Below are 25970 nucleotides of genomic sequence, written 5' to 3' on the forward strand. Positions count from 1 at the left end.
TTTGGCGTTGTTGTTGATGGTCTGAATAGCACCGGTTGCCGATCCGCTTGCCATAGTTTGTTTTGTAGTTGGTGCGTGAAAATAGCTGCAATCAGTAATAAATCACTTCACTATTCGACGAACGACTAAATAACTTCAACCCATAAAGAACAATTTGTTTATTATTTGCGATTAACTAACAAACAATAAAACAGAAGTCTTATGAAAGTCAACGTAAACGAATCCCCCCGCCTTAAGGACGGCCGCCACACCGTCACCATCGTCGAAGTGACCGACGGCCGTAGCGAATACAAGGATGTCCCCTTTTTTAACGCCCGGATGGAGAACGAAGACGGTTTCGTGGAGCAACGCTTCTACGATAGTGAGCCCAGCAAGCCCATCCTCGCGGCACTGATGCAGGCCGTTGGCATGAAGGCCGGTAAGTTGAACAGTGAAGACCTCGTCGGTAAAAAGCTCAGCGTTGAAGTGGGTGAGCGTACCTACTCCGATCCGGAAACGGGCGACGAGAAAACCATCACCGAGGCTAGCCATTTCGAAATGGTTGGGGAAGCGGACACTTCCGACGCAACCAAGAAGAAAAAGAAGTAACGCAGCAAAAGAATCAGCACGAGCAAAATCGTGGGCGGGCCAAACGGGCCGCTCACGATTTTTTTTTGTGGAGGTGCGATGCTGAATAGCTGGCGGAAATCGGTACGCCAGACTTACACTGCTGCGCTTAGCGACCGGAGGTTTTATCTCCACAGTGACTAAGTAAAACAAACACCATTCAACCGCTTACCCTATATTCGCCCCGTATCCATCCCGCTGGCCCAAATTGGTCACCCAGCGGGGCGGACGTAGGTAAGTCGCTCAGGGCTTGCCCCGTATTCATTTTAAGCACGCGGGCGACGGTGTCGTCCTGCCCGGTGCGGAGAGAGCAGCAGCGCTACATGGCCAAGAAATACCACTCGGATAAGGATTATACCGACGTTACGGCCCTCGCCACGGGCCACTACGAGAACTGCCGGTTCGAGGGTTGCCGCTTGACCAAATCGAAACTCAACGAAAGTCTTTTTGAAAACTGCACGTTCAGCAACTGCGACCTGAGTAACGCTAAACTCAAGGAGACCGGGCTACAGGGTGTTAACTTCAAAGACTGCAAACTCATCGGCGTCCACTTTGAAGACACGAAGGAATTCGGCTTCAACGTCAAGTTCAGGGACTCCAACCTGGAACTCGCCTCGTTCAACGACCGCAAACTAAAGGGCATCAGCTTTAAGCGGTGTAAACTAATTGAAACGGACTTCCGGGGCTGTAACCTCCAGGACGCCACCTTCGCCGAATGTGACCTCGAACGCGCCGTTTTCGAACGGACCGATCTGCGCAAGGCAGACTTTCGTACCGCCTTCAACTTTCAAATTTCTCCGGAAGAAAACCGCCTGCGGGGCACAAAATTTAGCAGAGCTGGGCTGGAAGGCCTGCTGCAGGAATACGGTTTGGTGGTGGAGTAGCGTCGGGTTTGAGAGCCGGTACGCTGGTGGGCGAACGTCACGATGGTTACGATCTGACCAATAGTAAAGCAACGCATCCCGAAAGTACGTTTTGTACAATCCCGCTTCAACCTAATGGATAATTGCACCTTAATCAACCGGTGAAGCACACACAAAAAGCCCCGACGCGCATCCTGCGCATCGGGGCTTTTACTTTTAACTCAGGTGACTACTTCGCCAACTCCTGCATGTCGGACAGAATGTTAATCGCTTCCTGAATGTAAACGTCTTTGCCGACGCCCTTCTTGAAGTCATCATTGCGGGCCGTCTTGCTCTCGTCCTGGATGATCGGTTCGAGGTCTACCTCCAGGTTTAGCACACCGGGGTTGACGACGTCGTCAAAAAGATCGTCGTACATCTCGGCTTCCGTTTTGGCGGCGCGGATTAGGGTTTGGTATTCGGAAAGCGCGAGTGGGTAGGTGTTGCGGTCGCTCTGTTTTTTTACGCGCTTGGCGTTCTCCTCGATCCGTTGGAAGGTTCCGTTATCGGCTACCCGGCTGGCGGAGCGTTGCTTCAGCTCATCCATAAAATTGATGTTGTAGACGTCCTGGCTGTACTTGGCGGGGTCGATGCTCGTCCACTCCAGGGGAGCCGTCTGTTGCCGTTCGCCGGTCTCCAGGAGGGAACGGCTATCGGGAAGAATGATGTCGGGCACGACGCCGCGGAGTTGCGTAGAGCCACCGTTGATCCGGTAGAATTTCTGCATCGTCAGTTTCACGGAACCGAGCGGCTTAACTTCCGAGCGGCCGGGGATCGTGCGATCCAGGTCGATGAAGCGCTGAACGGTGCCCTTGCCAAAAGTGCTCGTGCTGCCGACGATGACGGCGCGGTTGTAATCCTGCAGGGCCGCCGCAATGATTTCGCTGGCGGAGGCGGAGTACTGATTGACGAGCACGACCAACGGGCCGTCGTAAACGACGTCATCGTCTTTATCGCGGAGCACTTCTTTCTGTCCACCACGGCCAGCCACCTGGACGACGGGGCCTTCGGGAATGAAGAATCCAGTCATGTCCACTACGTCGCGTAGGGAGCCGCCGCCGTTATTACGCAGATCGAGGATGATGCCATCCACGCGCTGCTCTTTAAGTTTCTCAATCTCGACTTTGATGTCCTTTGCGGAAAAGCGGCCATCTTTATTTTGGAAGTCAGCGTAGAAACTCGGCAGGTTGATGTAGCCGATCTTCTCCTCTTCCGTTTTGCCGGATACGATGAGCGAGCGCGCGTAGCTGTCGTCGATGACGACCACGTCGCGCACGATGGAAATTTCCTGGACTGCTCCGTCCGGCTTCTTGACCTTCAGAACTACCGTGGTGCCCTTCTTACCGCGGATGTAGGTAACCACGTCCTCTACGGCCATGTCTTTGATGTCCGTAATGGTGTCCTTACCACCCTGGCGGACGGACATGATCATGTCGTCGACTTCAAGTTCCTTGCCCTTCCAGGCGGGGCCGCCGACGACCAGGCTGGTAACTTTGGTGTAGGAGTCGTCCGTCTGTAGGGTAGCGCCAATGCCTTCGAGGCGACCACTGAAGCGAATGTCGAAAGATTCTTTATCCCGCGGGCGGTAGTAGCTCGTGTGCGGGTCGAACATGGAGGTCAGTGCGTTCAGGTACTGGCTGCGCTTGATGGACAGTTTACCTTCCCGCATCCGTTTCGTCCACTTGACGTAACGTTCGAGCGTTTTTTCACGGATGTCGACTTCCAGTTCCTCCGGTGTAGGTTTGACCGTCAGCGAATCGTTTTTTTCGTTCTCCTCTACTTTACTGACGATCTGGTTGAGGATGTCTCGCTTGAGGTAGTCTTCCCAGTACTGACGCAGCTGTTGGTCGTTTTTGGTCCATTCCGAGTCGTCTTCCACCCGCAGGGTGATGTCGCCACCGCGCTCGAGGGCGAAGGGGGCGGTAAGGATTTCGGTGTAGATGCCCGCCGTTTTATCGACGGCGGCGGTCATGCGTTCCTGGACGGCATTAAAGAAGTCGTAAGTGCCGGCATTAATCTGGTCGTCGATCATCAAACGGTAGGGCGCGAGTTGGTCTACGTCCTCCTGGGTAAAAAAGAGGCGGCTGCCATCGACGTCGTTGAGGTAGAAATCGTAGGCCCGCTCACTGAAATCGTCGTCGATCTTCAGCGGCTTGTAGTGGTATTTCTCCAGGTTGCGCATCATGGTCTGGATGATGACGGAATCCTTGTCCCCCGGCGGAAAGTCCTCCGGTGAGTAAGCGGCGTAAAAGATGCCGCTGGTCATCAGTAGAAGAACTAGGTATAGGGCGCCACGAAATTTCATGTAGAGGAGTGTTGGACCGGAGGTGGGGGAAGTAGAAAGGTTTAACGCGTTTGCCTGGCTACTTATTCGGTGGGGTAGCGGGGCCAGCAAATTTAAGCATTATGCGACCGCTCGTCAAGCCGATTTTTGTTGGCCGGGGCGGGTTTCCCCTCTTAAATGATCGGGGAGGGGATGTGGTTGCGTAGCGCCGTAAGCCAGCCGCGGTTTAACGGCCCCTTAAGAGGGGTGATTTCAACCGCCCGCTCCGTAACGCACGTCGGCCTTCTCACGTATTTCCCTGCACCCGCGACCGCGCAAAAAACCCGAACCAGGCAGCACTTCACCAACCCAGAGTGGCTTCGTTTCGCTAATGCGTGCGGCTTACTACACACCTGACGCAGTTGGGCGCTCCGATAATTAGTGGGGCGAGCGCCCTGGCGTTCACGGGGGACAGCAAGCGGAGCCCTACCGCCCACCAGCTTACCGCCTACCAGTGCCGCCCTCAACCAAACCCAAAATTGAGCTGTTAACAACATCCGCCGCCAACCCCGTATTTCTTACTTTTGCGGTCGTAATCCCTATCCTTTATGCTGAACGTCAACGACCTGACCGTCCAATTCGGTAAACGTATTCTCTTTAACGAAGTCAACGTCCGCTTCACCCACGGTAATTGCTACGGCATCATCGGTGCAAACGGTGCGGGCAAGTCGACCTTTCTCAACGTCATCGCCGGCGAACTCGACCCCACGCGCGGCCACGTCAGCCTCGAACCCGGCAATCGGATGGCCGTCCTGAGCCAGAACCACTTCGGTTTCGAGGAACACACCGTGCTCGACACCGTCAAGATGGGCTACGAGGAACTCTACGCCATCGAAGTAGAAAAGAACGCGATCTACATGAACCCCGAGGCGACCAACGCCGACGGGATGCGCGCCGCCGAACTCGAAAACACTTACGGTGAAATGGGTGGCTGGACGGCCGACTCCGACGCCGCCGAGCTGCTGTCCAACATGGGCATCACCGAAGACCTGCACTATAAGGCCATGGGTGAAGTCAGCGGCCCGGAAAAAGTAAAGGTGCTCCTGGCACAGGCGCTGTTCGGTAATCCCGATATCCTCCTGCTGGATGAGCCAACCAACGACCTGGACGCGCCGACCGTCCACTGGTTGGCCGACTTCCTTGCTGACTTCCCCAACACGATCATCATCGTGAGCCACGACCGCTATTTCCTCGACATGGTCTGTACCCACATCGTGGACATCGACCGCCAGCAGGCGAGCATCTACACGGGTAACTACACGTTCTGGTACGAATCCAGCCAGCTCGCCCTCCAGCAACAGGCCAGCAAGAATAAGAAAGTGGAGACGAAGCGCGCCGAAATGTTGGAATTCATCCAGCGCTTCTCCGCTAACGCCTCCAAGTCAAAGCAAGCAACGAGTCGCAAAAAAGCCCTCGAAAAGCTCAACATCGACGACATCAAGCCGAGCTCCCGCAAGTACCCGTTCATCGCCTTCCAGCCGGAACGCGCGCCGGGTGACCAGATTCTCAAGGTCAGCAACCTCAGCAAACGCTCCCCCGAAGGCACCGTCCTGTTCGATAACGTGAGTTTCACGATGAACGGCGGCGACAAAATTGCCCTTCTGGCGGGTGAAGCCACCGCCCTGACGGCCTTTTACGAGATCCTCGCCGGCGACGCGGAGGCCGACGGCGGCACCATCGAGTGGGGCCAGACGATCACGCCCCAGCACTTACCGAACGAAAACGCCGAGTATTTCCAAAAAGCCGACCAGCTCGACCTGGTGGAGTGGCTGCGCCAGTACAGCGAGAACAAGGACGAGCAATTCATCCGCAGTTTCCTCGGTCGGATGCTCTTCACGGGCGAAGAAGTGCATAAGAACAGTAGCGTGCTTTCCGGTGGCGAAAAAGTGCGGTGCATGCTCAGTAAGATGATGCTGAAGAGCCCCAACTTCCTGTTGCTCGACGAGCCGACGAACCACCTCGACCTGGAATCCATCACCGCGCTCAACAACTCGCTCACGGAATTTAAGGGCAACCTCATCATGAGCTCCCACGACCACAAACTAGTGCAGACCTCCTGCAACCGCATCATCGAAATCGGCCCGGGCGGCGTGATCGATAGCCTGATGGAGTACGACGACTACCTGATGTCTCCAGAAATTGCCGAAAAGCGGAGCACGCTGCACGGTGAGCCGGTTAGTTAAGGCGTTTCAACCCGAAAAGCACACGAGAAAACCCGGTGAGCCCCGCGAGGGCCTGCCGGGTTTTCTGTTTATCATAGCCACGGGTTAGTAGTCTTTAAGGGCCAGTAGGCCACGATTCCACCCCAAATCTTAATTTCTCTTTGCAGCCATTCGATTACTTTATCGCCATCGACTGGAGTTCCCGGGCTACGCCGAGCCCCAAAAAACCTTCGCGCGACGCCATCTGGGTGGGGGAGGGGCGTGCCACCGGGCGCGTCACGGCTAAGTATTTTCGTACGCGGGAGGGCGTGCAATTGTATCTGAAGCTACGTTTGTGCGAGATGGTGAAGCGACAACGGCGCACGTTGGTGGGGTGGGATTTCGCCTTCGGGTACCCAGCGGGACTGGCGGAGGCATTACGGCTGGGGCGGGAACAACCCTGGCTGCGCGTCTGGGAATTACTAGATCAGCTAATTACTGACCGGGCTGACAACGACAACAATCGTTTTGCCGTCGGTAACGAACTCAACGGCCGGATCACGGGGCGGAACGGTCCTTTTTGGGGCGTCCCGCGGGGCCAGGCGGGCCCCTTCCTGGGCGCGCGCAAGGACTTTGATTATCCGGTTGTAACCGAGCACGTCCGCCTGGCCGAGCGGCGGCTGGTAGAATTGCGCGCCAAAAAAATGCAGCCGCCGTGGAAACTCGCTTACACGGGGAGCGTCGGCGGGCAGTCCCTGGTCGGTATTCCGCGGTTGCACGATCTGGCTTTTACGGACGAAATGCTCCGTGTGACATCCCTCATCTGGCCGTTTCAGACGGACTTTTTCGCGCAAATCCCCGCCACTGGCCCCCTGGTTTTGCACGCGGAAATTTACCCTAGCCACCTAGTTGTGCCGCGGGAAGACGAAATACTGGATCGCGAACAGGTCAGCACTTACGTAAAGTGGTTGCGGGCGGAGCAGCAAACGGGGCAACTCGAGCGCTGGCTGACGGGGCCCATAAACATTTCCAATCGGGAGCGCGGGCAAATCCTCGGGCACGAAGGCTGGGTGCTGGGCATCGAATAATTATCAATACGGCGATGATCAAAGGGGCGCGGTCGCGGGTGCCGGGTAGATCGATGAAGGAGCAAAGAGAGTTAGGCAAATTCAGCGCCGGTTTAGGCTTATCTACCACAACCGATGGGCACCGGCGGCGCTCCCGCTTAATCCCAAAGCCGTATCTTCGCGCCCTTAACCACAAAGTAGCAGCGAAGCTAAACCCCAAGGCTATATGACCGCAAGGAAAATTAAGTCAGCCCTCATCTCCGTATACCACAAAGACGGCCTCGGCCCGATCGTGGACGCACTGAGTAAGCAGGGCGTAATCATTTATAGTACTGGTGGCACGGAAACCTTTATCCGTGAACGCGGTGCCGAGGTTGTGCCCGTGGAAGAGTTGACTGGCTACCCCTCCATTCTGGACGGCCGCGTCAAAACGCTCCACCCCAAAGTGCACGGCGGCATTCTCGCTCGCCGCGAGCCCGACCACCGTGACCAGCTTGCGCAGTACGACATCCCCGAAATCGACCTTATCATCGTCGATCTCTACCCCTTCGAGGAAACCGTTGCGAACACGGAAGAAGAGGCGCTCATCATCGAAAAGATAGACATCGGGGGGATTGCCCTTATCCGCGCCGCCGCGAAGAACTACAACGATGTCGTCATCGTCCCCAGCCGGGATGATTACGCGACCCTACTGAGAATACTCACCGAGAAAAAGGGAGAATCCAGTCTTGAAGAACGCCGATTGCTCGCTCGCCGCGCGTTTGCCATCAGTAGCCACTACGACACCGCGATCTTCAACTATTTTAATGAAGATGGTGGCCTCGACGTACTAAAGGTCAGCGAACTTAACGCCACTTCACTTCGCTACGGAGAGAACCCCCACCAGGAAGCGACTTTTTACGGACGGTTCGAGCAGATGTTCACCAAGCTCAACGGCAAGGCGGTTAGCTACAATAACCTCGTCGACATCGACGCCGCCGTTGGTATTATGGCCGAGTTTACCGAGGGTGACCCCGCGTTCGTCATTCTCAAGCACACCAACCCCTGCGGCATTGCCGTGCGGCCCACGCAAGTGGAGGCGTGGAAGGCTGCGCTGGCTTCTGACAATGTTTCCGCCTTCGGTGGCATCCTCATCACCAACAAGCCCGTCGAGTTAACGACCGCACTGGAGATCGATAAGCTGTTCTACGAGGTTCTCATCGCGCCTGATTTTACCGACGCGGCTAAGGAGTTACTCAGTAAGAAGAAGAATCGCATCCTGTTGCAGTACCATCACCTCGAGCAGCAGCAGCGCAGCTTCAAGACCTTACTGAACGGCGTCATCGCCCAGGATACGGACCGGAAAACGGAGATGGCTACGGACTTTACCACGGTAACGGAGCGCGAACCCACCGAGCAGGAAGTGATTGATCTCGTTTTTGCGAATAAGTGTGCTAAACACTTAAAGTCCAACACGATTGCTTTGGTGAAGGACAACCAAATGATCTCGATGGGTTGTGGACAAACCAGCCGGGTGGATGCACTGAAGCAGGCCATTCACAAAGCTGCCGCCTTTAACTTCTCTACGGAGGGTGCCGTCATGGCGTCCGATGCCTTCTTCCCCTTTAGCGATTGCGTGGAAATTGCGCACGAAGCCGGCATCACCGCCGTCGTGCAGCCAGGTGGGTCGATTCGGGATAAAGACTCGATCGAAGCATCAAATACCCGTGGAATGGCGATGGTCACAACGGGTATTCGCCATTTTAAACACTAAGCCAAATATTTAACGCCCGCTTAAGAACCCCGGAAGCCTTTTTCCGCGTCTTATGGGCGACTAACGTGATATGGAAACGCCCGTCCGGTCCACCACCCTCGCCCTCGATCTGGGTAACTCGTTCGCAAAAGCGGCCGTGTTTGTGGGAGGAGCACTGGCCGGTCCGATTGTCCGCTTCGAATACCCTAATTGGGAAGTAGCGGATGGATTGGTAACCAACCACGGTGTCGAGAACATCGTCTATTCCTCGGTGGCAAACGTGCCACCACGAGAGTTGATGGACAAATGGACAAAAGCGCAGCGCCGAGTGATCAGCCTGCAAGCCGGAAACCCCCTGCCTTTCCCGTCGCGGTACGCCACGCCGGAGACGCTGGGTCAGGACCGGATTGCGGCGGTACTGGGTTGCCTGGCCTCGTTCCCCCCGAACACTGCACCCGCGACCACGCCTACCCCCGCAAGAGACAGTGGAGCCAAACTAATCGTGGATGCGGGGACCTGCGTGACGACCGACCTACTAGACGGCACCGGCACGCACCTGGGGGGCAACATCAGCCCCGGCGTACGGATGCGGCTGCGCGCCATGCACGAATTCACGGCCAAGCTGCCCGAGCCCGAGCCCGCCGCGGTAGAAGGTGCGGTCGGCAGTACGACGGTAAGTGCATTGCGCCACGGAGCCCAACTCGGTCTGGTGTACGAACTGGAAGGTTTGTACTTCCGGCTACTACCCGCTCATCCCGGTTTGGAATTAGTCCTGACGGGGGGAGATGGTGAGTGGCTCGCCGAAAAATTGTCCGTCCCCTGTTCTCTTCGCCCTGATTTGGTCCTGCGTGGCCTTTTACAATTAACGTCAATTTATGTACGCAACGAATCGTAAACCAAGCTTACTCCTTCTGGCCCTGCTACTCTGTAGCGGTGGTGCGGGGCTATACGCCCAGAGTTTGCTCTCGGATTTCGTCGACATTCGCCCCAAACTTAACAGCCCCCTTTCGCGGATTGGCCTCGGCGATGCCCTGGACCAACCCCACGCCGTAAATGGCGGCATGGGGGGTATGTTCTCCACCTATCAGGATGGCTACCACCTCAACATTCAGAATCCGGCTTCACTCGCTTCGTTGACCGCTACTAGTTTCGAGCTCGGTCTTTACGGGCGGCTTTCTAACTTGGAAGATCAGAGCGGGTCAATCCAGACGAATCAAGGAAACTTACGCTACCTAGCCCTCGGGTTTCCGTTGCGGAACCCAATTAACCTCAACCTGGACCAGCAAGACGACAGCTGGAACGCAGGCATGGCCTTCAGCCTTGCACCGACTTCGGTGGTAGGCTACGATTTGCTCCTGCAGGGCGGTGACGAAGAGTTCGGCCAGACCTCCAACGTGCTCAAAGGCAACGGGGGGGCGTATCGCTTCTCTTGGTCCAATGGGTTTCGCTACCGGGCGCTGAGTGCCGGGGTGAACCTCAATTATAACTTCGGCAAGATCACCAACAGCCGGCTCGTACTTTTTAACGAGTTGCCCGAGTCACTAGCCAGTGAGCTACTCGAAGAAACTTCCATCAGCGGCGCTACATTTGGCTACGGCCTGCAGTACGCGTATGATTTCAAATCTGTTAATGAGGCCGGTGAGTTGGCGCCTAACGGCAAACGCATTTTGCTCGGTGTCAGTGGCCAGATTGGCGGCGGCATCGAGTCGGAGTCCAACCAGACCCTGCGACGGTTCAGCCCCACCGGCCAATTCAGTAGTTCCGATACCATCCGCTTCGTGGAGGGTCAAACCGGAAAGGTGACGCTCCCGTCATCGATAACGGCAGGGGTGGCTTTCGAGGACATTAATCGCCTCTACGTCGGTGTGGAAGTAGGTATGCAGAACACGAGTAACTACGCTAACTCCGCCCAGCCGGACGAACTGATGGACGCCAACCGCATCGCTTTTGGCATCCAGTACATACCGAACATTTCTTCTTACAATAGTTATTTGAAGAGGGTACGGTATCGTTTTGGCGTTCGTTTAGAAGACGACCCCCGCGCCGTGAATGGCGTCCAGGCCCGGCGTAATGCCATCACCCTGGGGGCTGGTTTCCCGCTCCGTTTGCCACGCAACCAGGTTTCTTTCCTGGACTTCGCGCTCGAGTTCGGGCAGTTCGGTGTCCCCAACGTCCTCGACGAAAACTATGTACAACTCACCGTGGGTTTTTCGCTCAACGATAACTCCTGGTTCTTTAAACGCAAATTAAACTAAACCAACATGCAAACTTTATTTCGCAATCTTTTCCTGTTGCTGATTCTCTGCGCCGCAGCCACTCCGGCCACCGCCCAGTGTGCTAACTGGGTGGGTTCCGCTCAGGAAACCAAGGCAACGGACGCGCACGTGTCCTACCGTAATTTTGTCAAAAACAAAACAGCTGATGAAGTAGCCGCCCTCCCTAAGGGAGAGTTTGACAACGCTTTCAAAAACTGGAAAACCGCCTACACCATTGCCCCGGCCGCCGACGGCAAACGGGCCACGCACTACCGCGACGGGCGCTTGTTCTACCGCGCTCTGGCCGGTAAGGAAACCGACGCCGCCAAGAAGAAGGAGTACGGTGATCTACTCGTTGCCCTTTACGACGAGGAAATGGGCTGTTACCCCGACGGTGAAGCTTACCTACTCGGCCGCAAGGGCTACGATATGTTCTACGTAAATGGTTACAGCATTGAGGCCATTGACGTACTGGAGCAAGCCATGGAGAAAGGCGGTGACAAGACGGAGTACATCGTGCTGCCACCCCTCGGCCAGCTACTGAGTTACTATTTCGGTAAGGAGCAGATCGACGCCGAACGGGTTCGTAGCCTTTACGAAAAAGGTGTCGCGCTGGCCGACAAAAACGTCGCCGCCGGTGGTGACTACGCACAGTACTACGAAGACGCTAAGGCGAACCTCGTCTCCTCGGTTTCCGAGTACGAAGACCAGATCTTCGATTGTGAGTACTTCAAAAAGGCCCTGTTACCTACTTTCGAAGAAAACCAGGACGACCTGAAGATGCTGCTTTACGTAGTGGCCAAGGCCAAGAACCAGGGCTGCCCCGAGAGTGATGCTTTCGTCATGGAAGTCCAGGCACGCTACGACCTAGTCCGCTCCGAGCGTGTGGAGCAGTACGAAGAAGACCGCCGCGCGAACAACCCCGCCTACGCCGCCCAGGAAGCTTATAATAACGACGACTTCGCCGGTGCCGTCCAGGGTTACGAAGATGCCATCGCCAAATCTACGGACGACGAGAAGAAGGCCGTTTACTACTACCAGATCGCGCAGATCCAGAACGCCAAGCTCGGACAGTACGGTGCCGCCCGCGGAAACGCCAACAAGGCCGCGCAACTCCGTTCTGGTTGGGGTAAGCCCTACATCCTCATCGGTGATATTTACGGAAAGATGAGCCGCAATTGTGGTGACTCTTACGATCAGCGTTTGGCCGTCCTCGCCGCAATCGACAAGTATCAGTACGCCCGTAGCATCGACGGAGAGTCCGCTGGTGATGCCAACCGCCGCATCAGCAACTACAGCAGCTCGATGCCGATTAAGGCCGACGCCTTTAGCCGTAGCCACAAGGAAGGTCAGAAACTGACCGTCGGGTGTGGAATCAACGAGACCGTGACGCTTCGTTTCTAGCGTAATTGGTTTTGATCGTAACGGGCTCGTTCGGATATTCCGGGCGGGCCCGTTTTTTTGGTGGTAACCGATTGGTGGGGCACGGGCGCACCGACTAAGTGTGGGACAAGCTAACACGTCGCGGGTGTCGGGTCATGACGTAAGCAAAGGTAAGTGGGTCAAATAGCTAACCGTACACCTACCGACGTCAACTGCGTGGTCTTTACTTTTGCCGGGAGCACCCGCTAGCTAAGCAGAACAAATGCTAGGGTTCTTAGCTTAACTTCTTTAAAGACCGGCTAACTATGTGGAAGAATTTGAAGGGTTATTTCATCGTCGACGACGAAGAGGGCAAACAAGCGAGCAAAGTGTCCAGGCCGGGCGTCGTAAGAACCACTGCTCCCGCTGGCACTAACCCTGCACCGGCGTCCGCGCCCCCTGACCCGAACGGCGTGGTGGACGACAAATTCGTCAAGATTTTGATGGAGTCCATGGAAAGGGCAAACCTCCCGGGGTTCGACTATCTGGAATACAAGAAAAGCCTGCAGAACCTGAAGAAAATGAACTTCACGGAGGACATTCGTTACCAGACGGCATTTGCAGCCGCGCAAAGTATGGGCGTAACGGCACCGGATTTGCAAAAGTCGGCGGAGCATTACCTCGGAACACTGCAAAAGGAACAAGCCAAATTTGACCAGGCGCTCGAAGGCCAGAAAGGACAACAGGTAAACGACAAACAACAGCGGTTGCAGCAACTGGATAAGAGCGTGCAGGCACAGGAAGCCAAAATCAAGGAGTGGCAGGAGAAGATCGCCGCGACAAAAACGGAGCAGCAACAACTCCGCACCTCCATACAAAACAGCATGGGCAAACTGTCGAAAACGCAGGCCGATTTCGAAACCACCTACCAAGTAATCGCTGAAAGCATCACGGCCGACGTGACCAACATCAAGAAATATCTGAAGTAGTCGATAAGCACCGGGCGTTCGTCGATGAACCGATAACAAAAGAAGGCTTCATCCTTTTAAACTGGGCCGGCCAAGTTCCTTATCTTTGGAACCCACCCGGCAACTACCCCTTACAAAGCGCATAAATTATGGAGGCACCACAAATGAAACCAAAATCCTTTTGGAAAAGACCGGAAGGCGTTACGGGCTTACTCTTTCTGATGGCTATTCTGGGCGCCGTCGGTTTCCTGGCCGTCTCTTTACCCTGGGCCGCCATTTTAGCGAATACATTATACTTAGCTGGCGTCGTTGCCGTGCTCGGTATCATCGTTTACATGGTGCTGGACCCCAAGGTTCGCAATCTCGTTTTCTACATGTACAAGTCCGTGATGCGCGCCATCACTGGGATGTTCGTGCAGATCGACCCCATCGGTATCCTGAAGTCATACGTCGACGAGCTTCAGAATAATCTGCGGAAGATGAACAAGCAGATTTCTCAACTGCGCGCGCAGATGCACAAGCTGAAGGAACTCATCGTCAATAACGAGCGCGAGATCAGCAACAACCTGAAGCTCGCCGGACGGGCCAAAGACACTAACAAGCGGAACGTGATGATCCTCAAAAGCCGCCGCGCCGGCCGCCTGAAGGATAGTAACATGCGCCTGGAAACCTTGTACCAAAAAATGGAAGTGCTCTACCGGGTGCTAACCAAAATGTACGAAAATAGCCAGATCCTTTCCGAAGACATCAAGGACCAGGTCATGGTCAAAGAGCAGGAACGTAAGGCCATCCACGCCAGCCACGGTGCCATGACCTCGGCCATGAGCGTCATCAACGGCGACCCCGACCAGCGGGCCATGTTCGACATGGCGATGGAGAATATTACCGAAGACGTGGCCAGCAAGGTTGGCGAGATGGAGCGCTTCATGGAAATGTCTTCCAACTTTATGGACTCCGTCGACCTGCAAAATGGCGTCTTCGAGGAAGAAGGCATGGAGATGCTGGAGCAGTGGGAGAAAGAATCCACCAGTCTTCTGCTCGGTGAGGAAAAGGGAACACTTCTGCTCCAGGCTGAATCCAACAACGACGTCCTGGACCTCGACGCCCCCGTGCCCGAGCGCGCGCGGCAGAGTGGTTCCAAAAATCAGTACGATTCTTTCTTTGACTAGTACTGGCTAAGCCAGTCGTTTCCAGACCCGGAAGAGACCCGTAGCGGTTCCTTCCGGGTCCGGTGTTTCTGGTGAACTCAATCTTGTAAATTCGCTTAGTGTCCCATGCGCCGCCACCCGATTGTCATCTACGTCATCGTCGTTTACATGTTCCTCGCCTTTGGCTGGTGGACGGTACTGCTGATGCAGAAGAATACGGCGGTTTTTGACGCACAGGTCAAGGAGTTGGCACTGAGAATGGCCCTCCAGCAGCAGATCGAACAACCGGCGGACTTCAAGCAGACGGAGGAGTATGCGCAACGCGCCAAAAAGCTCGAACGCCAGCAGTACATGGTACTGGGGGAGGCCGCGCTGCTGATGACGCTGTTCGTTACCGGTCTGTTCGTGCTGTACCGAAACTTGAACAAGGAGATCAGCGCCGCCGAGCAGCAGCGTAACTTCTTACTGAGCATCACCCACGAACTAAAATCTCCCCTGGCGGGCATTCGGCTCATCCTGGAAACTTTCCAGCGACGGAAACAACTCAAACCTGAACTACAGGAGAAACTCAGCACGAACGCCCTGGCGGAAACGGACCGCCTCACCGCACTGGTTAACGACCTCCTGCTGAGTGCCAAACTGGAGAACGCCTATCAGCTCAATAAAGAAGACCTCGACCTCGGCGCCATCATCCAGGACGCCGCCGAACGGGTGGCCATGAAGTACCAGTCCGCCAACGTCCACGTGGACATCGAACCGGGGCTGCCCACCATTACCGGCGACCAAATGGGCATGATGAGCGTAGCGGTAAACCTGCTCGAAAACGCCGCGAAATACAGTCAACCCGCTCCCGTAATTCATACGTCACTGCTCCGCGGCGGATCAGAAGAGCTCATCTGGGAGGTGCGGGATAATGGCATGGGCATCCCGAACCGGGAAAAGAATAAAGTCTTCACCAAATTCTACCGCGTCGGGAACGAAGACACCCGCACGACCAAGGGTACCGGCCTCGGGCTGTTCATCGTCCGCCAACTGGTGACGCTCCACGGTGGGCAATTGGAACTGGCCGACAACCCCGGTGGCGGGACCATTTTCAGGATTTTCCTCCCGGCAGCGTAAATTTTACGGTTCGTCGTTCTTCACTGGCGGCTCGTAACGCAAGATCCAGCTATCTTCGGCCCATGCAAACGACCCCCCTGACCCAGACCCACCGGAACCTCAACGCCAAGCTCGTCGATTTCGCCGGGTTCGAGATGCCGCTCACTTACACCAGCCTCAAAGAAGAACACCAGGCCGTCCGGGAAGCCGCCGGCGTGTTCGACGTGTCGCACATGGGAGAGTTCATCATTCGGGGCGAAGGCGCGCGGGACCTGGTCCAGTACGTAACGAGTAATGACGTAGACCGCCTGGAAGAAGGTCAGGCACAGTACAGCTGCCTCCCACGCCCGGCCGGGGGTATCGTGGACGATCTGCTCGTCTACCGGCTTCCCCCCAACCCCGCGATGGGTATGTCGGGCGAATTTCCGGCGTACATGCTGGTCGTTAACGCCAGTAACATTCAGAAGGACTGGGACTGGATCAGTAGCCACAATACTTTCGGAGCTGAGCTGCTCAATATTTCCGACCGTACGGCACTCCTGGCGGTGCAGGGGCCGAAGGCGGTTGAAATACTTCAGGAACTGACGGACGAAAACCTTGCGGCGATTCCTTACTACCAATTCGTCCGTGGTACGCTGGCGGGGGTTGACAATGTCATCCTGTCCGCCACGGGTTATACCGGTTCGGGAGGGTTCGAGCTTTACCTGGCCGCAGACAAAGCCGCGGAGGTTTGGGACAAGATTCTCGCGGCGGGTGAAAAACATGGTTTGATCCCCTGCGGTCTGGGTTCCCGCGATACGCTCCGGCTTGAGAAGGGATTCGCGCTTTACGGCAACGACATCAACGACGCCACCACGCCCCTGGAGGCCGGGCTGGGCTGGATTACTAAGTTGGAAGCCGGAGACTTCGTCGGCCGCGAACACCTCGTCGAGCAAAAGGAAGCCGGTGTCGGCCGTCGCCTGGTTGCCTTCAAAGTAGACGGGCGGCGTGCGCCACGCAACGGCCACGGTCTACGGGACGAAAATGGTCGGGCGATCGGCGAAGTGACCAGCGGCACGCACTCACCCAGCCTGGATTACCCGATCGGGATGGGCTACGTCGCCAGCGGTAACCACCGCGTCGGTACCAAGATCAAGGTCGACCTCGGGCGGAAAACGATGGACGCCGAAGTGGTGAAGCTTCCGTTTCTGAAATAATTTGTTGTAGAGCTACTCGCTCCGAAATTCCCACCGCCCCGCGGATTTTACCTCTGCCTCCTCCCAGTCGCGCCACCGGTCTAGTTCGTGGTAGCGGCCGTTGGTCCAGTTTTCCAAACCGTTATCGTAAGCTTCGCTGGCGGGGTGCCCCGACGCGCCGCCGGGGAGCGCGCCCCACGCCCGTGGGTGTTTGCCGAGTTCGACAACCATCCGCCAACTGGCGCCGTGGCCACCCATCAGGACGCGCGGTGAGGAGCGCCCACCGCCGGTGGTGATGAGGCCCGAGCCAAGCCCGGGGATCGCCCCGAGATGACGGACGCGGCTGTCACGTGCCGTTGCCCAGGGGGCGGGTAACTGACCATTGAGGTCGTCGAGGAGTTCCTCAAATGATCTTTGCACCAGGGTAGCGGCCGTTTCACGAAAGTTAGTGGTGGCCACAATGTCGAATATGACGTGGCCCGGTGACTTACGGATCAGTTCCGTCCACACACGGTCGTCGGGTTGGAGGTAGTTAATACTGTCGCTGCTCAGTTCGTCAAAGGTCAGCTCGTAGACTTTATCCTTCCACTGCTGAAAAAAAGTTGCCGCCCGGCTATTTCCTTCGTGCCGGTAGTCCCAGTCCGCAACGAGGCGGAGGATTTGCGTGCCTTCCTCATTCAGTTGATTCCGGTTGAGCCTGGCCAGTAGTAGCGGCGTGATTTCTTCGGCCTGCAGGGAATAGCTGTTAAGTTGCAGTTCCTTCATCGTTCGTTGGTTCATTACGCTTTCACGTTCGAGCCGGCGGTTGATGAACCGGCCCCGGTACTCGTCGAACGAGCCATTGTAGGCGTACGGGAAATTGGTGCCGGTGGTGATTTGATTGGCGGAGGCTACGAACCCGCGTTCGGGGTTTCGTTGCATCGGTCGTTGGTCGAAGGGAACGTAGCCGCGCCAGTTGTATTCCCGGCGGTCGCCCGGGTAGGGGAGGCCCCCGTCACCGGTGGGCCTTACGGGGAAAAAGCCATTGGGGCGGAGGGCAATTTCGCCGTGGCGGTCGGCGTAGACGAAGTTTTGGGCGGGGTCGACGTAGCCGGATAGCGCGTTTTCGTAGTCGCCGAGGTTCTCGGCGCGCATCAATTTCATGAAAGTGCCAATGGTGCTGTGGCTACGCAAGCTGCCCCCGATGGCTTCGTGGCCGAGGTAGCGCATGGCGTGGTCGGCGTAGGGGCCGGTTTGCTCGGGCACGGGGCCGAATACGGTCCAGGGGGTTCTGATCACTTCCGCGTCCTCGCCCTTGATGACTAAAGTATCCACGGCGTAATCAGCCGCTATTCGTTCCCCGTCGAGCAAGTATTCTCGCCGGTCGACGTCGACCCAGGTGATTTTGAACCAGTCCGTCACGTCCTGCCCAACGTTCGTTTCCCCGTAGGCAACGTGGTCGTTGTAGCCGATCATGATGCCCGGCGCGCCCGGTAGACTCACCCCCCGGGCGTTTACTTCGGGGAGGTGGATTTGAATCTCATACCAGATACTGGGTAGCGTCAGCGCCAGGTGGGGGTCACTGGCGAGCATTGGGTAGCCGGTGTTCGAGTGGTTCGCGCTAACCGCCCAGTTGTTGGACCCGTTGCCGGGGTCGGGGGGCAGGAGCGTGAAGGCATCCGGGTGTTCTTCCAGCGCGGAAATGGATGCCGGCAAGCCTTCGGTGGTTAGTGGGGGATTAGCGGGTGTAGGCGCGGCCGCGGGTGCAAAGGAAGTGGGTGGGGCGAAGGACCCTCCGGTAGCACTCATTACCGGGAGCGGCCGGGGCGCTTTCCCCTTTTTTGCAGCGATCGGCCCGTCCGGTACCACGGGGCTTTCCCCGGCCTGGTGTTTTGGGAAAAGTAGTTGATACAAGTCTTCGGGCAGCTTATCCCGCGTCGTAGCTTCTTCCGCGTCCCGGTAACGACTACTGAGGGCCTGCGACATGCCCTTCATCAGCAAAATGCTGCGGTAGGGTGACCAGCGGATCGGTTCGTGGCCGAGTATCTTATACTCTACGGCATAGTCCTTCGGTGTTAGCTGATCAACGTAAGCGTTCACGCCCGCGCTGTAGGCCTCGATTATCGCGTAGTCTTCCGGGAAGTGTTCCCGGATGGTGTCCAATTCTAGTTGAGCACTGCGGCGGTAGCCCGTGCGGATCTGCTTCAGGTCGCGTGCGTACGTACGGCGGCCGAGTACTTCGCTCAGGCGGCCTTCCGTGGCGCGGGTGCTTACGTCCATTTGCCAGAGGCGGTCGGCGGCGTGTACGTAGCCCTGCAAGTAGCTTGCTTCCGCCAGGTTGCTAGCGAATACGTGCGGTACGTTACGGTCATCGAAAAAAACCGTCCCGTTCGCCCGCGGGTCGTTCAGGACTTTGCTACAAATCGCCCGGCGGTCACGGTCGATGTTTTCCGTGTTCGACCAAAACCCTTCTCCGGGGTTGAAAAATGCACCGAGCCGGGGTAGTGGGCTGCCAAAGGGGTTGGTGATGCTCCCCAGAGAAACCCACAGGATCAGTAGAATGGCGGACGTGAACAGGTAACCGATTTTCATGCCGGGTAAGGTAAGGTGTTCGCAGAAACCAAAAGCGAAACGCTGGTTGTTGGTCGTGCGAAAATTCATTGCGTGTTTAATTAACTCAGCGGGAAAACAACAATCCGGGGCGGTGTCCTCTATCTTTGCGCGCAGCGACAACTCGCGCCGCTAGACCCCCCAAAGACAATCATTGATGCGTATTTCGGTTATCATTTTTCTTGCTTTAGCTTTCTTCACCACCACGCCGCTGCAAGCGCAGATTGGTGACCCCGCCCGCGCTGATTCCGTTTCCCTGCGGGGGCAATTCGACGAGATGCTGCGTGTGTCGAATAAATTCCAGTTCTACAAAGTCGTCCGGGAGCCCTTCCTGCAGGCTTTCATGAATAACGTTAATGACTCCATCTCTATCTACACCAGCGAGATTGAAGAACTTAACGCGACCATCGCTACCCAGGCCAGCAAGGTGCAGGAGCAAACGACGTACATTTCCGATCGGGACCGCGCGATCAGTACCCTGGAGCAGGATAACCAAAGCATCAACCTGCTGGGTATGCAGCTGTCGAAGGAAACGTACAGTACCGTCGTCTGGTCCACCATCATTGGTCTTCTCGTCGCGCTGGTATTAGCGATCAGCAGGATGCGTTATGCGTCCAGTACCGCTAAGGAAGCAAAGGTGAACGCCACTAAGTTGGCCGAAGAACTTGAACTGAGCAAGCGCCGACGGTTGGAGATCGAGCAGAACCTCCGCCGGCAGTTACAGGATGAGCTCAACAGACGGGGGTAGGCGCGATTAGTGTTTCATAACCATCTCTTTGCGGGCGTAGCCGAACGAATCTTCTCCGCACCCGCGTCCGCGCCCGTCTGACCCTTTTGGTTAAATAAAAGTGTGGTAAACTTTTAAGATTCCTTACACAATACGCCGCGCCTTACGGGGGTTTACCTTAGCGTCAGCGTGCCCCAAACGAACTCGACCCCGCGCAGTAGTTAGCTACTGTTCGGGTCAATTCGCCAGGCAGTATATTTGCGCTACTCTCCGAAAAACGAATTACCCGGTTTACTTCAGCTCTATGAAATATTGGCTCAAAGCAACGCCCCTGCTCGCACTGGCAATGCTGCTCATCTCTTCCTGTGGTCGCAACGATCGCAACTCCGCCACCAATTGGAAAATGAACGACACTAAGTGGGGTGGCTTCGAATCCAAAAATGGGTACGATGGCCAGGAAACGCCACCAAATATGGTGCTGATCCCCGGTGGTTCTTACGTCATGGGCTTCACCGAAGAGGACGTGCCTTACGACTGGGATAACATTCCCCGCCGCGTCACGGTCTCTACCTTCTACATGGACCAGACGGAGATCAGCAACGATGATTATCTTCTCTACATGTCCTGGACCGCCCTAGCCTACGGAGAGTCCTATCCCGAAGTTTACCGCGATGCGCTGCCCGATACGCTAGTTTGGCGTGATGAGCTTTCCTTCAACGAACCTTACGTACAGAACTACCTGCGCCACCCAGCGACCAAGGACCACCCAGTCGTTGGCGTCACCTGGACGCAGGCAAATGAGTTCTCCCGTTGGCGGACGGACCGCGTCAACGAGGCCATCCTCATCGACAAGGGCATCATCGAGCCGAACCCGGCACCGCAGGACGAAAACGTTTTCGTGACCGACGCTTATACAAACGGGCAGTACGAACCGACGATCCGCAAGGGCGTCAAGGACTACCGCACGGGTGGTGACCGCCAGGTGAAAATGATGGACGGTATTCTTCAGCCGGAATTTCGCCTGCCAACCGAGGCGGAGTGGGAATACGCCGCCTTGGCGCTGCAGGGCCTTCAGGAAAACGAAAAAGACGAAAACTATACGGACCGCCGTATTTACCCCTGGTCCGGTACGGGTATGCGCTACCAGCGCCACGACAAGTACCAGGGACAGATGTACGCTAACTTCAAGCGCCGCGGTGGTGACTACATGGGCATCGCCGGTAAGCCAAACGATGGCGCGTCCATTACCTCCGCCGTCACGGAGAACTACCCGAACGATTTCGGGCTGTACAATATGGCCGGTAACGTGAACGAGTGGGTGCTCGACCTTTACCGTCCACTGACGACACAGACGTTGAACGACTTCGAAAATCACGACCTGAACTCCTTCCGTGGCAACGAATTCAAGAACATCAAACGCGACCCGGTTACGGGCCAGCCGGTTGAAAAGGATAGCCTCGGCCGCCTAAAGTACGAGTACGTCACCGACGAGGAAGCCGCGCAGCGTGATAATTACAAAAAAGGCCGCGTCTATAATTACCTCGATGGCGATGAGCAATCCGAAGCGGAGTACGCAACCAACGAGCACACGCTAATCTCCGACAAGGCCCGCGTTTACAAAGGTGGTAGCTGGGCCGACCGGGCCTACTGGCTTAGCCCCGGTACGCGCCGCTTCATGGACGAGGATAAGGGTAGCCGGACCGTCGGTTTCCGTTGTGCGATGATTTCCCTCGGTAGTGAGGCGGAGGTCGCTTCCAACGGCAAGAAGAAAAACCGCTTTGGCAAAAAGATTAAAAAGCGCCGCTCGCGCCGTTAATCGACGAGGTACTGATCAAAGTCCCCTCCGGCAAGCTTGCCGGAGGGGACTTTTGTTGTATAGGTGCTTTTGTTCCATACTAAGCTATCTATCTTTGCGTAATGAAATACACCAGTGAGGCGCGCCTCTACGAAATTTATCGACAGCACCCACGGGTACGGATTGATAGTCGGTCGGTAGAACCCGGCGACCTGTTCGTCGGGCTGGTGGGTACGCAAGTTAACGGCAACGCTTACGCGGATAAGGCGCTGACGCGGGGTGCGGGGTTCGTGATCGTGGACGACCCCACGGTCGTCGTGGCCGGGGATGAAAGATTTTTGCTCGTGCCGGACAGTTTAGTGGCACTCCAGGGAATGGCGATCAGCCACCGGAAAAACCAGCGCATGCCCGCGCTGGCCATTACGGGAAGCAACGGGAAAACAACCACGAAGGAACTCGCCCGCGCGGTGCTCGCCCGCCAGTACACCGTTCACGCTACCCCGGGCAATTACAACAACCATTTGGGTCTGCCCCTGACGGTACTCGGTACCCCAAAGGGTGCCGATATACTAGTGCTGGAAATGGGGGCTAACCACCAGGGTGAAGTTGCGGAACTCTGCATGATCGGTCGACCGACGCACGGGTTGATCACCAATATTGGCGAAGCCCACCTCGAAGGTTTTGGTGGGATAGCCGGTGTGATTGCGGGCAAAGGAGAGTTGTTCGACTATCTGTCCACCAACCGTGGGGTAGCTTTCGTTAATGCCAACGAGGACTATCTATCCGAAATGGCCAGCAAGAACGGTCGCGTCATCTATTTTCAGGATAGCGAAGTCCCGGACCAGGAAGTGGCCGCCATCGAGATCAAAGTATTTTCCGTCCACCCACGTATCCACGTAGGGTTCCTGAGTAGCACGGGTGAATTGATTGAGGCGAAGCTTAACCTGAGCGGCCAGCATAATTTACAGAACGTGAAGGCGGCCATCTGTATCGGCAAATATTTCAAAGTGCCCGCGCTCGATATAGCGGCCGCGCTGCGAGCGTACGAGCCCACAAATCACCGGAGTCAGTACCTCGAAACCGGCGCGGTGACGTTTTTCTGGGATGCGTACAACGCTAACCCCAGTAGCGTCGTGGCCGCCATGGAAAGTTTCTCCGCGAATCACAAACCCGCGGATAGTGTAGTTATCCTGGGCGAAATGCTTGAGTTGGGCCCCATCGCCGGGGTAGCACACCGAGAGGTCGCTTTCCAGGCCGGCAAAGCGGCCGACACGGTGGTGTTCGTCGGCGAAGCCATGCGGGAGCCGGCGCGGGAATTTCAGCGACCTTGGTTCGCGGACTCCTTTGGTTTAACCGATTGGTTCTGGCAACAGGACTGGAGCGGGCGGACAGTGTTCGTGAAGGGCAGCAGGGGAAACAAGCTGGAGCGTATCCTGCAGGGGGCTCCGGTAAGTCAATAAGTAGCAGGTTAGGATATCTTCTCCCCCGTAGAGTCCTCCGAAACAACGTGATCAGCTGCTTTCTCCGGTACTACTTCCGCGACGTTTTTGGACTCGCCACCGGCGTCACTTTCACTCGTGTCGACCAAGCCGTCGAGCTTAACTTCGGGGCCGATGTAAAACAGTTCGTCGTTGACGGCTGCCTCCATGTCGTTGGTGTCGGCACCGACGAAAGTAATATCTCCGGAAACGGCACAACGTAGAAAGATTGGGATTGCTTTTACTTCCCGAATGGCTTCCAGCGCTTCGTCGATCAGGTTTTCGTCGTGAATGAGGTACTTGTGGGAGCCAGGGTTCGTCCTGGCCGTGCGGTTGAGGATCAGGTAGCTAGCAAAGTGGCTGAAGAGCGACCGCTTCGAGTATCGTTGGTTGAGTACCTCTTTACGGGTGAGTAGGCGGTGAATGCCCCGCAGCCCTTCCCGCGAACGGTAGTTGTTGACGACGTAAAAATTGTCTTCATCACTACTGGTCATGGCCAGAATGTAACCGACATCGGTGAGGTCCAGGACCTTATCCAAGTCGTCGGTGTTCACGATGCTCTCGACGACGTTCAGGTCACTTTCCCGCGCGGCTTCGGCGGCGGACTGGTTACTCGTCACGATCGTTACGTCGCGGCCGCTCGTCTTTAGGGCGGTTGCGATCTCCCGGGCACCCTCACCACCACCAAAAATGACGATTCCGCTTCCTTTTGGTAGGCTGACGCGTAACCGTTTTGCTACGAAACCGGCGAGGGTAGCGTTGAGCAGGACGGTGCCGAGCACGATGATGAAAACCAGGGGGGTGATGTATTCCGCGCCGGGGACACCCCGTTCCTCCAATTCAAGCCCGAAGAGCGATGCCACACCGGCGGCGACGATGCCCCGCGGGCCGACCCAACTAATGAAAGCTTTATCCCGCCAGTTCAATTCACCCCCGGCCAGGCTCCAGTAAACGCCCAGTGGGCGGGCAACGAACACCACCACGAGAAACAAAACAAGCACCCGCCAGTCCATAACCAACTCGATCTGCTCCACGGTAATGTTGGCGGATAGCAGGATGAAAAGCATGGAAATAAGTAAGATGGTCAGGCTCTCCTTGAAGTCCAGGATGTCGTGGAGGAAAGGGACATCGCGATTAGCGAGGAAAGCGCCCATTACCACGGTCGTCAGCAGACCACTCTCGTGCGCAATGGCATCCGACATCAGAAAAGCCCCAATTACGGCCGCCAGGATGAAGACGTTCAGCAGAAATTTAGGCACGTAGAGCCGGGTGATCAGTAAGTACAAGCCGTAGCCCAGCGTCGCCCCCAGCCCGATACCGACCAGACCGGACCGCACGAATTGAATAATGGCTTCGCCGACCGTGGCGTCCGGCTCGTAGAAAGCAATGATGAACTTGTAGAAGAGTACGGCCAAAAACGCGCCGACTGGGTCGATGACAATGCTCTCCCACTTGAGGATGGTCGAGATTTGTCGCTTCACGTTAATCTGCCGCATAATCGGCGCGATAACGGTGGGCCCGGTAACGACGATCAACGTCGAAAACAGAAAGGCGATTTGCCAGGGTAGGGGGATGATGAAGTGCGCCGCAAAGCCGGCGACGACGGTCGTCGTGAACGCCCCGTAGGTAGAGAGTTTTAAAATACTGTTGGTGAGCCCCTTGATCTCTCCCGTCCGTAGGGTAAGACCGCCTTCGAACAAGATTAGGCCAATAGCGAGGGAGACAAAGCTGTACAGGAGGTTCCCCGGAAACAACCCGGTACCCGCGTCCGCGTCAAAACGGGGACTCAGCAGGGAGTGCCCGGTATAATATTCCCACCCCGGGCCCACGCACAGCCCAGCAAGAATCAGGGGAAGGATCGCCGGAACGCGCAGCCGCCAGGCCAGCCACTGGGCCAGAATACCGATAATGATCAAGCCGCCAATTTCGTACATACGCTAGTGTTACCGATAACCCGGAACGAGAAAGACGCTTCCGATTAAAATAAGGTTCGTGGGCTTAATTGGTTGTGCCGTGACCGGCTGCGCGTGGGTAAAGGCCCGGTAGCCACAGAATATTTGTCCACAAATAACTTCCGGTGGTGGGTGCGCCGTTAGCCATCGGGGTGGAAGCAGGGTTCATTCGTTCGGTGGGGCGAACAACTAAAACAGTTTGTTGGTCTTTATCTTTACCCGCAACCGTACAACGAAACGGTTCCCACACTCCCTTGCAAAGATCCGCCTTCGACCAGTCGCTGAAAGAACACGCCACGCCACCGCCGGAGGCCTCACTGGCCGTCACCGCCCTGTGGTGGGTCTGCAATTCCAACTGGCAAAAAGCCCACGACCTGATCGATAAAGAGCCGGGCGTCGACATCGCCTGGGTCCACGCCTTCATGCACCGGATGGACGGTGACCAGGCTAACGCCAAATACTGGTACGCGCGCTCCGGTAGGCAAGCACCGGGTACGACGATCGGGAAGGAACTGGAAGCTATGCTTACCTACTTTCTGGATTAATTATCAGTTTTTTTTAGCCACAAAAGCACAAAAGCACAAAAGCACAAAATTAGCAGAGCAGGCTTCACTTACCAGACTTCGCATTTTTACGTTATGTGCTAGACGTT

General features: G+C 56.3%; 19 protein-coding genes. 16 read left to right on the forward strand and 3 right to left on the reverse strand.

The window, feature by feature from the left end; all coding sequences use genetic code 11:
- The first annotated feature begins 201 nt into the window (after positions 1 to 201).
- Entirely contained in the window at positions 202 to 588 is a 387-nt protein-coding gene (locus GGR27_RS10150) for a hypothetical protein (protein WP_168037336.1), read from the forward strand.
- 341 nt (positions 589 to 929) lie between these two features.
- Positions 930 to 1490, forward strand: a complete 561-nt coding sequence (locus GGR27_RS10155; protein ID WP_168037337.1) for a pentapeptide repeat-containing protein — start codon at positions 930 to 932, stop codon at positions 1488 to 1490.
- 208 nt (positions 1491 to 1698) lie between these two features.
- On the opposite strand, the gene GGR27_RS10160 is transcribed toward GGR27_RS10155, so the two are convergent.
- Positions 1699 to 3813, reverse strand: a complete 2115-nt coding sequence (locus tag GGR27_RS10160; protein ID WP_168037338.1) for a carboxy terminal-processing peptidase — start codon at positions 3811 to 3813, stop codon at positions 1699 to 1701.
- 566 nt (positions 3814 to 4379) lie between these two features.
- On the opposite strand from GGR27_RS10160, the gene GGR27_RS10165 reads away from it, so the two are divergent.
- The 10 genes from GGR27_RS10165 (at position 4380) to gcvT (ending at position 16798) form a co-directional block, all read left to right on the forward strand.
- Positions 4380 to 6014, forward strand: a complete 1635-nt coding sequence (locus GGR27_RS10165) for an ABC-F family ATP-binding cassette domain-containing protein (protein ID WP_168037339.1) — start codon at positions 4380 to 4382, stop codon at positions 6012 to 6014.
- 140 nt (positions 6015 to 6154) lie between these two features.
- On the forward strand, positions 6155 to 7060 hold the full coding sequence (locus tag GGR27_RS10170) for a hypothetical protein (protein ID WP_168037340.1): 906 nt from the start codon (positions 6155 to 6157) through the stop codon (positions 7058 to 7060).
- Positions 7061 to 7265: 205 nt separating this feature from the next.
- Entirely contained in the window at positions 7266 to 8792 is a 1527-nt protein-coding gene (gene purH / locus GGR27_RS10175; protein WP_168037341.1) for a bifunctional phosphoribosylaminoimidazolecarboxamide formyltransferase/IMP cyclohydrolase, read from the forward strand.
- A gap of 70 nt (positions 8793 to 8862) precedes the next feature.
- On the forward strand, positions 8863 to 9666 hold the full coding sequence (locus GGR27_RS10180) for a type III pantothenate kinase (protein WP_168037342.1): 804 nt from the start codon (positions 8863 to 8865) through the stop codon (positions 9664 to 9666).
- Positions 9647 to 11026: a hypothetical protein gene (locus GGR27_RS10185; RefSeq protein WP_168037343.1), complete on the forward strand. Its 1380-nt coding sequence runs from the start codon at positions 9647 to 9649 to the stop codon at positions 11024 to 11026. Before GGR27_RS10180 ends, GGR27_RS10185 begins: the two co-directional genes overlap by 20 nt.
- A 6-nt stretch (positions 11027 to 11032) precedes the next feature.
- Complete coding sequence (locus tag GGR27_RS10190; protein WP_168037344.1) at positions 11033 to 12430, forward strand: tetratricopeptide repeat protein; 1398 nt, start codon at positions 11033 to 11035, stop codon at positions 12428 to 12430.
- 284 nt (positions 12431 to 12714) lie between these two features.
- Positions 12715 to 13377, forward strand: a complete 663-nt coding sequence (locus GGR27_RS10195; protein ID WP_168037345.1) for a coiled-coil domain-containing protein — start codon at positions 12715 to 12717, stop codon at positions 13375 to 13377.
- Positions 13378 to 13520: 143 nt separating this feature from the next.
- Positions 13521 to 14525, forward strand: a complete 1005-nt coding sequence (locus GGR27_RS10200; RefSeq protein WP_320060351.1) for a hypothetical protein — start codon at positions 13521 to 13523, stop codon at positions 14523 to 14525.
- A 105-nt stretch (positions 14526 to 14630) separates the two neighbouring features.
- Positions 14631 to 15623 (forward strand): sensor histidine kinase, encoded by a 993-nt coding sequence (locus tag GGR27_RS10205; RefSeq protein WP_168037347.1) that lies wholly within the window; start codon positions 14631 to 14633, stop codon positions 15621 to 15623.
- Positions 15624 to 15685: 62 nt separating this feature from the next.
- Entirely contained in the window at positions 15686 to 16798 is a 1113-nt protein-coding gene (gene gcvT, locus GGR27_RS10210; protein ID WP_168037348.1) for a glycine cleavage system aminomethyltransferase GcvT, read from the forward strand.
- A gap of 12 nt (positions 16799 to 16810) precedes the next feature.
- Here gcvT and GGR27_RS10215 read toward each other — a convergent pair whose 3' ends face one another.
- Complete coding sequence (locus GGR27_RS10215; RefSeq protein ID WP_168037349.1) at positions 16811 to 19417, reverse strand: penicillin acylase family protein; 2607 nt, start codon at positions 19415 to 19417, stop codon at positions 16811 to 16813.
- A gap of 106 nt (positions 19418 to 19523) precedes the next feature.
- Between GGR27_RS10215 and GGR27_RS10220 the strand changes: the two genes are divergently transcribed.
- The 3 genes from GGR27_RS10220 (at position 19524) to GGR27_RS10230 (ending at position 23348) form a co-directional block, all read left to right on the forward strand.
- Positions 19524 to 20114, forward strand: coding sequence for a hypothetical protein (locus GGR27_RS10220; protein WP_168037350.1), 591 nt, complete (start codon positions 19524 to 19526; stop codon positions 20112 to 20114).
- A gap of 283 nt (positions 20115 to 20397) precedes the next feature.
- A complete protein-coding gene (locus GGR27_RS10225) occupies positions 20398 to 21909 on the forward strand; it encodes an SUMF1/EgtB/PvdO family nonheme iron enzyme (protein ID WP_168037351.1) in 1512 nt (503 codons plus the stop codon).
- 101 nt (positions 21910 to 22010) lie between these two features.
- Positions 22011 to 23348 carry a UDP-N-acetylmuramoyl-tripeptide--D-alanyl-D-alanine ligase gene (locus GGR27_RS10230; RefSeq protein WP_168037352.1) on the forward strand — a complete coding sequence of 446 codons (1338 nt, stop codon included), beginning with the start codon at positions 22011 to 22013 and terminating at the stop codon, positions 23346 to 23348.
- An 8-nt stretch (positions 23349 to 23356) separates the two neighbouring features.
- Here GGR27_RS10230 and GGR27_RS10235 read toward each other — a convergent pair whose 3' ends face one another.
- Complete coding sequence (locus GGR27_RS10235; RefSeq protein WP_168037353.1) at positions 23357 to 25300, reverse strand: cation:proton antiporter; 1944 nt, start codon at positions 25298 to 25300, stop codon at positions 23357 to 23359.
- A gap of 272 nt (positions 25301 to 25572) precedes the next feature.
- Between GGR27_RS10235 and GGR27_RS10240 the strand changes: the two genes are divergently transcribed.
- Positions 25573 to 25863 (forward strand): hypothetical protein, encoded by a 291-nt coding sequence (locus tag GGR27_RS10240; RefSeq protein ID WP_168037354.1) that lies wholly within the window; start codon positions 25573 to 25575, stop codon positions 25861 to 25863.
- The last annotated feature ends 107 nt before the right edge of the window (positions 25864 to 25970 follow it).

This window comes from Neolewinella antarctica (assembly GCF_011927835.1).
Classification (GTDB): Bacteria; Bacteroidota; Bacteroidia; order Chitinophagales; family Saprospiraceae; genus Neolewinella; species Neolewinella antarctica.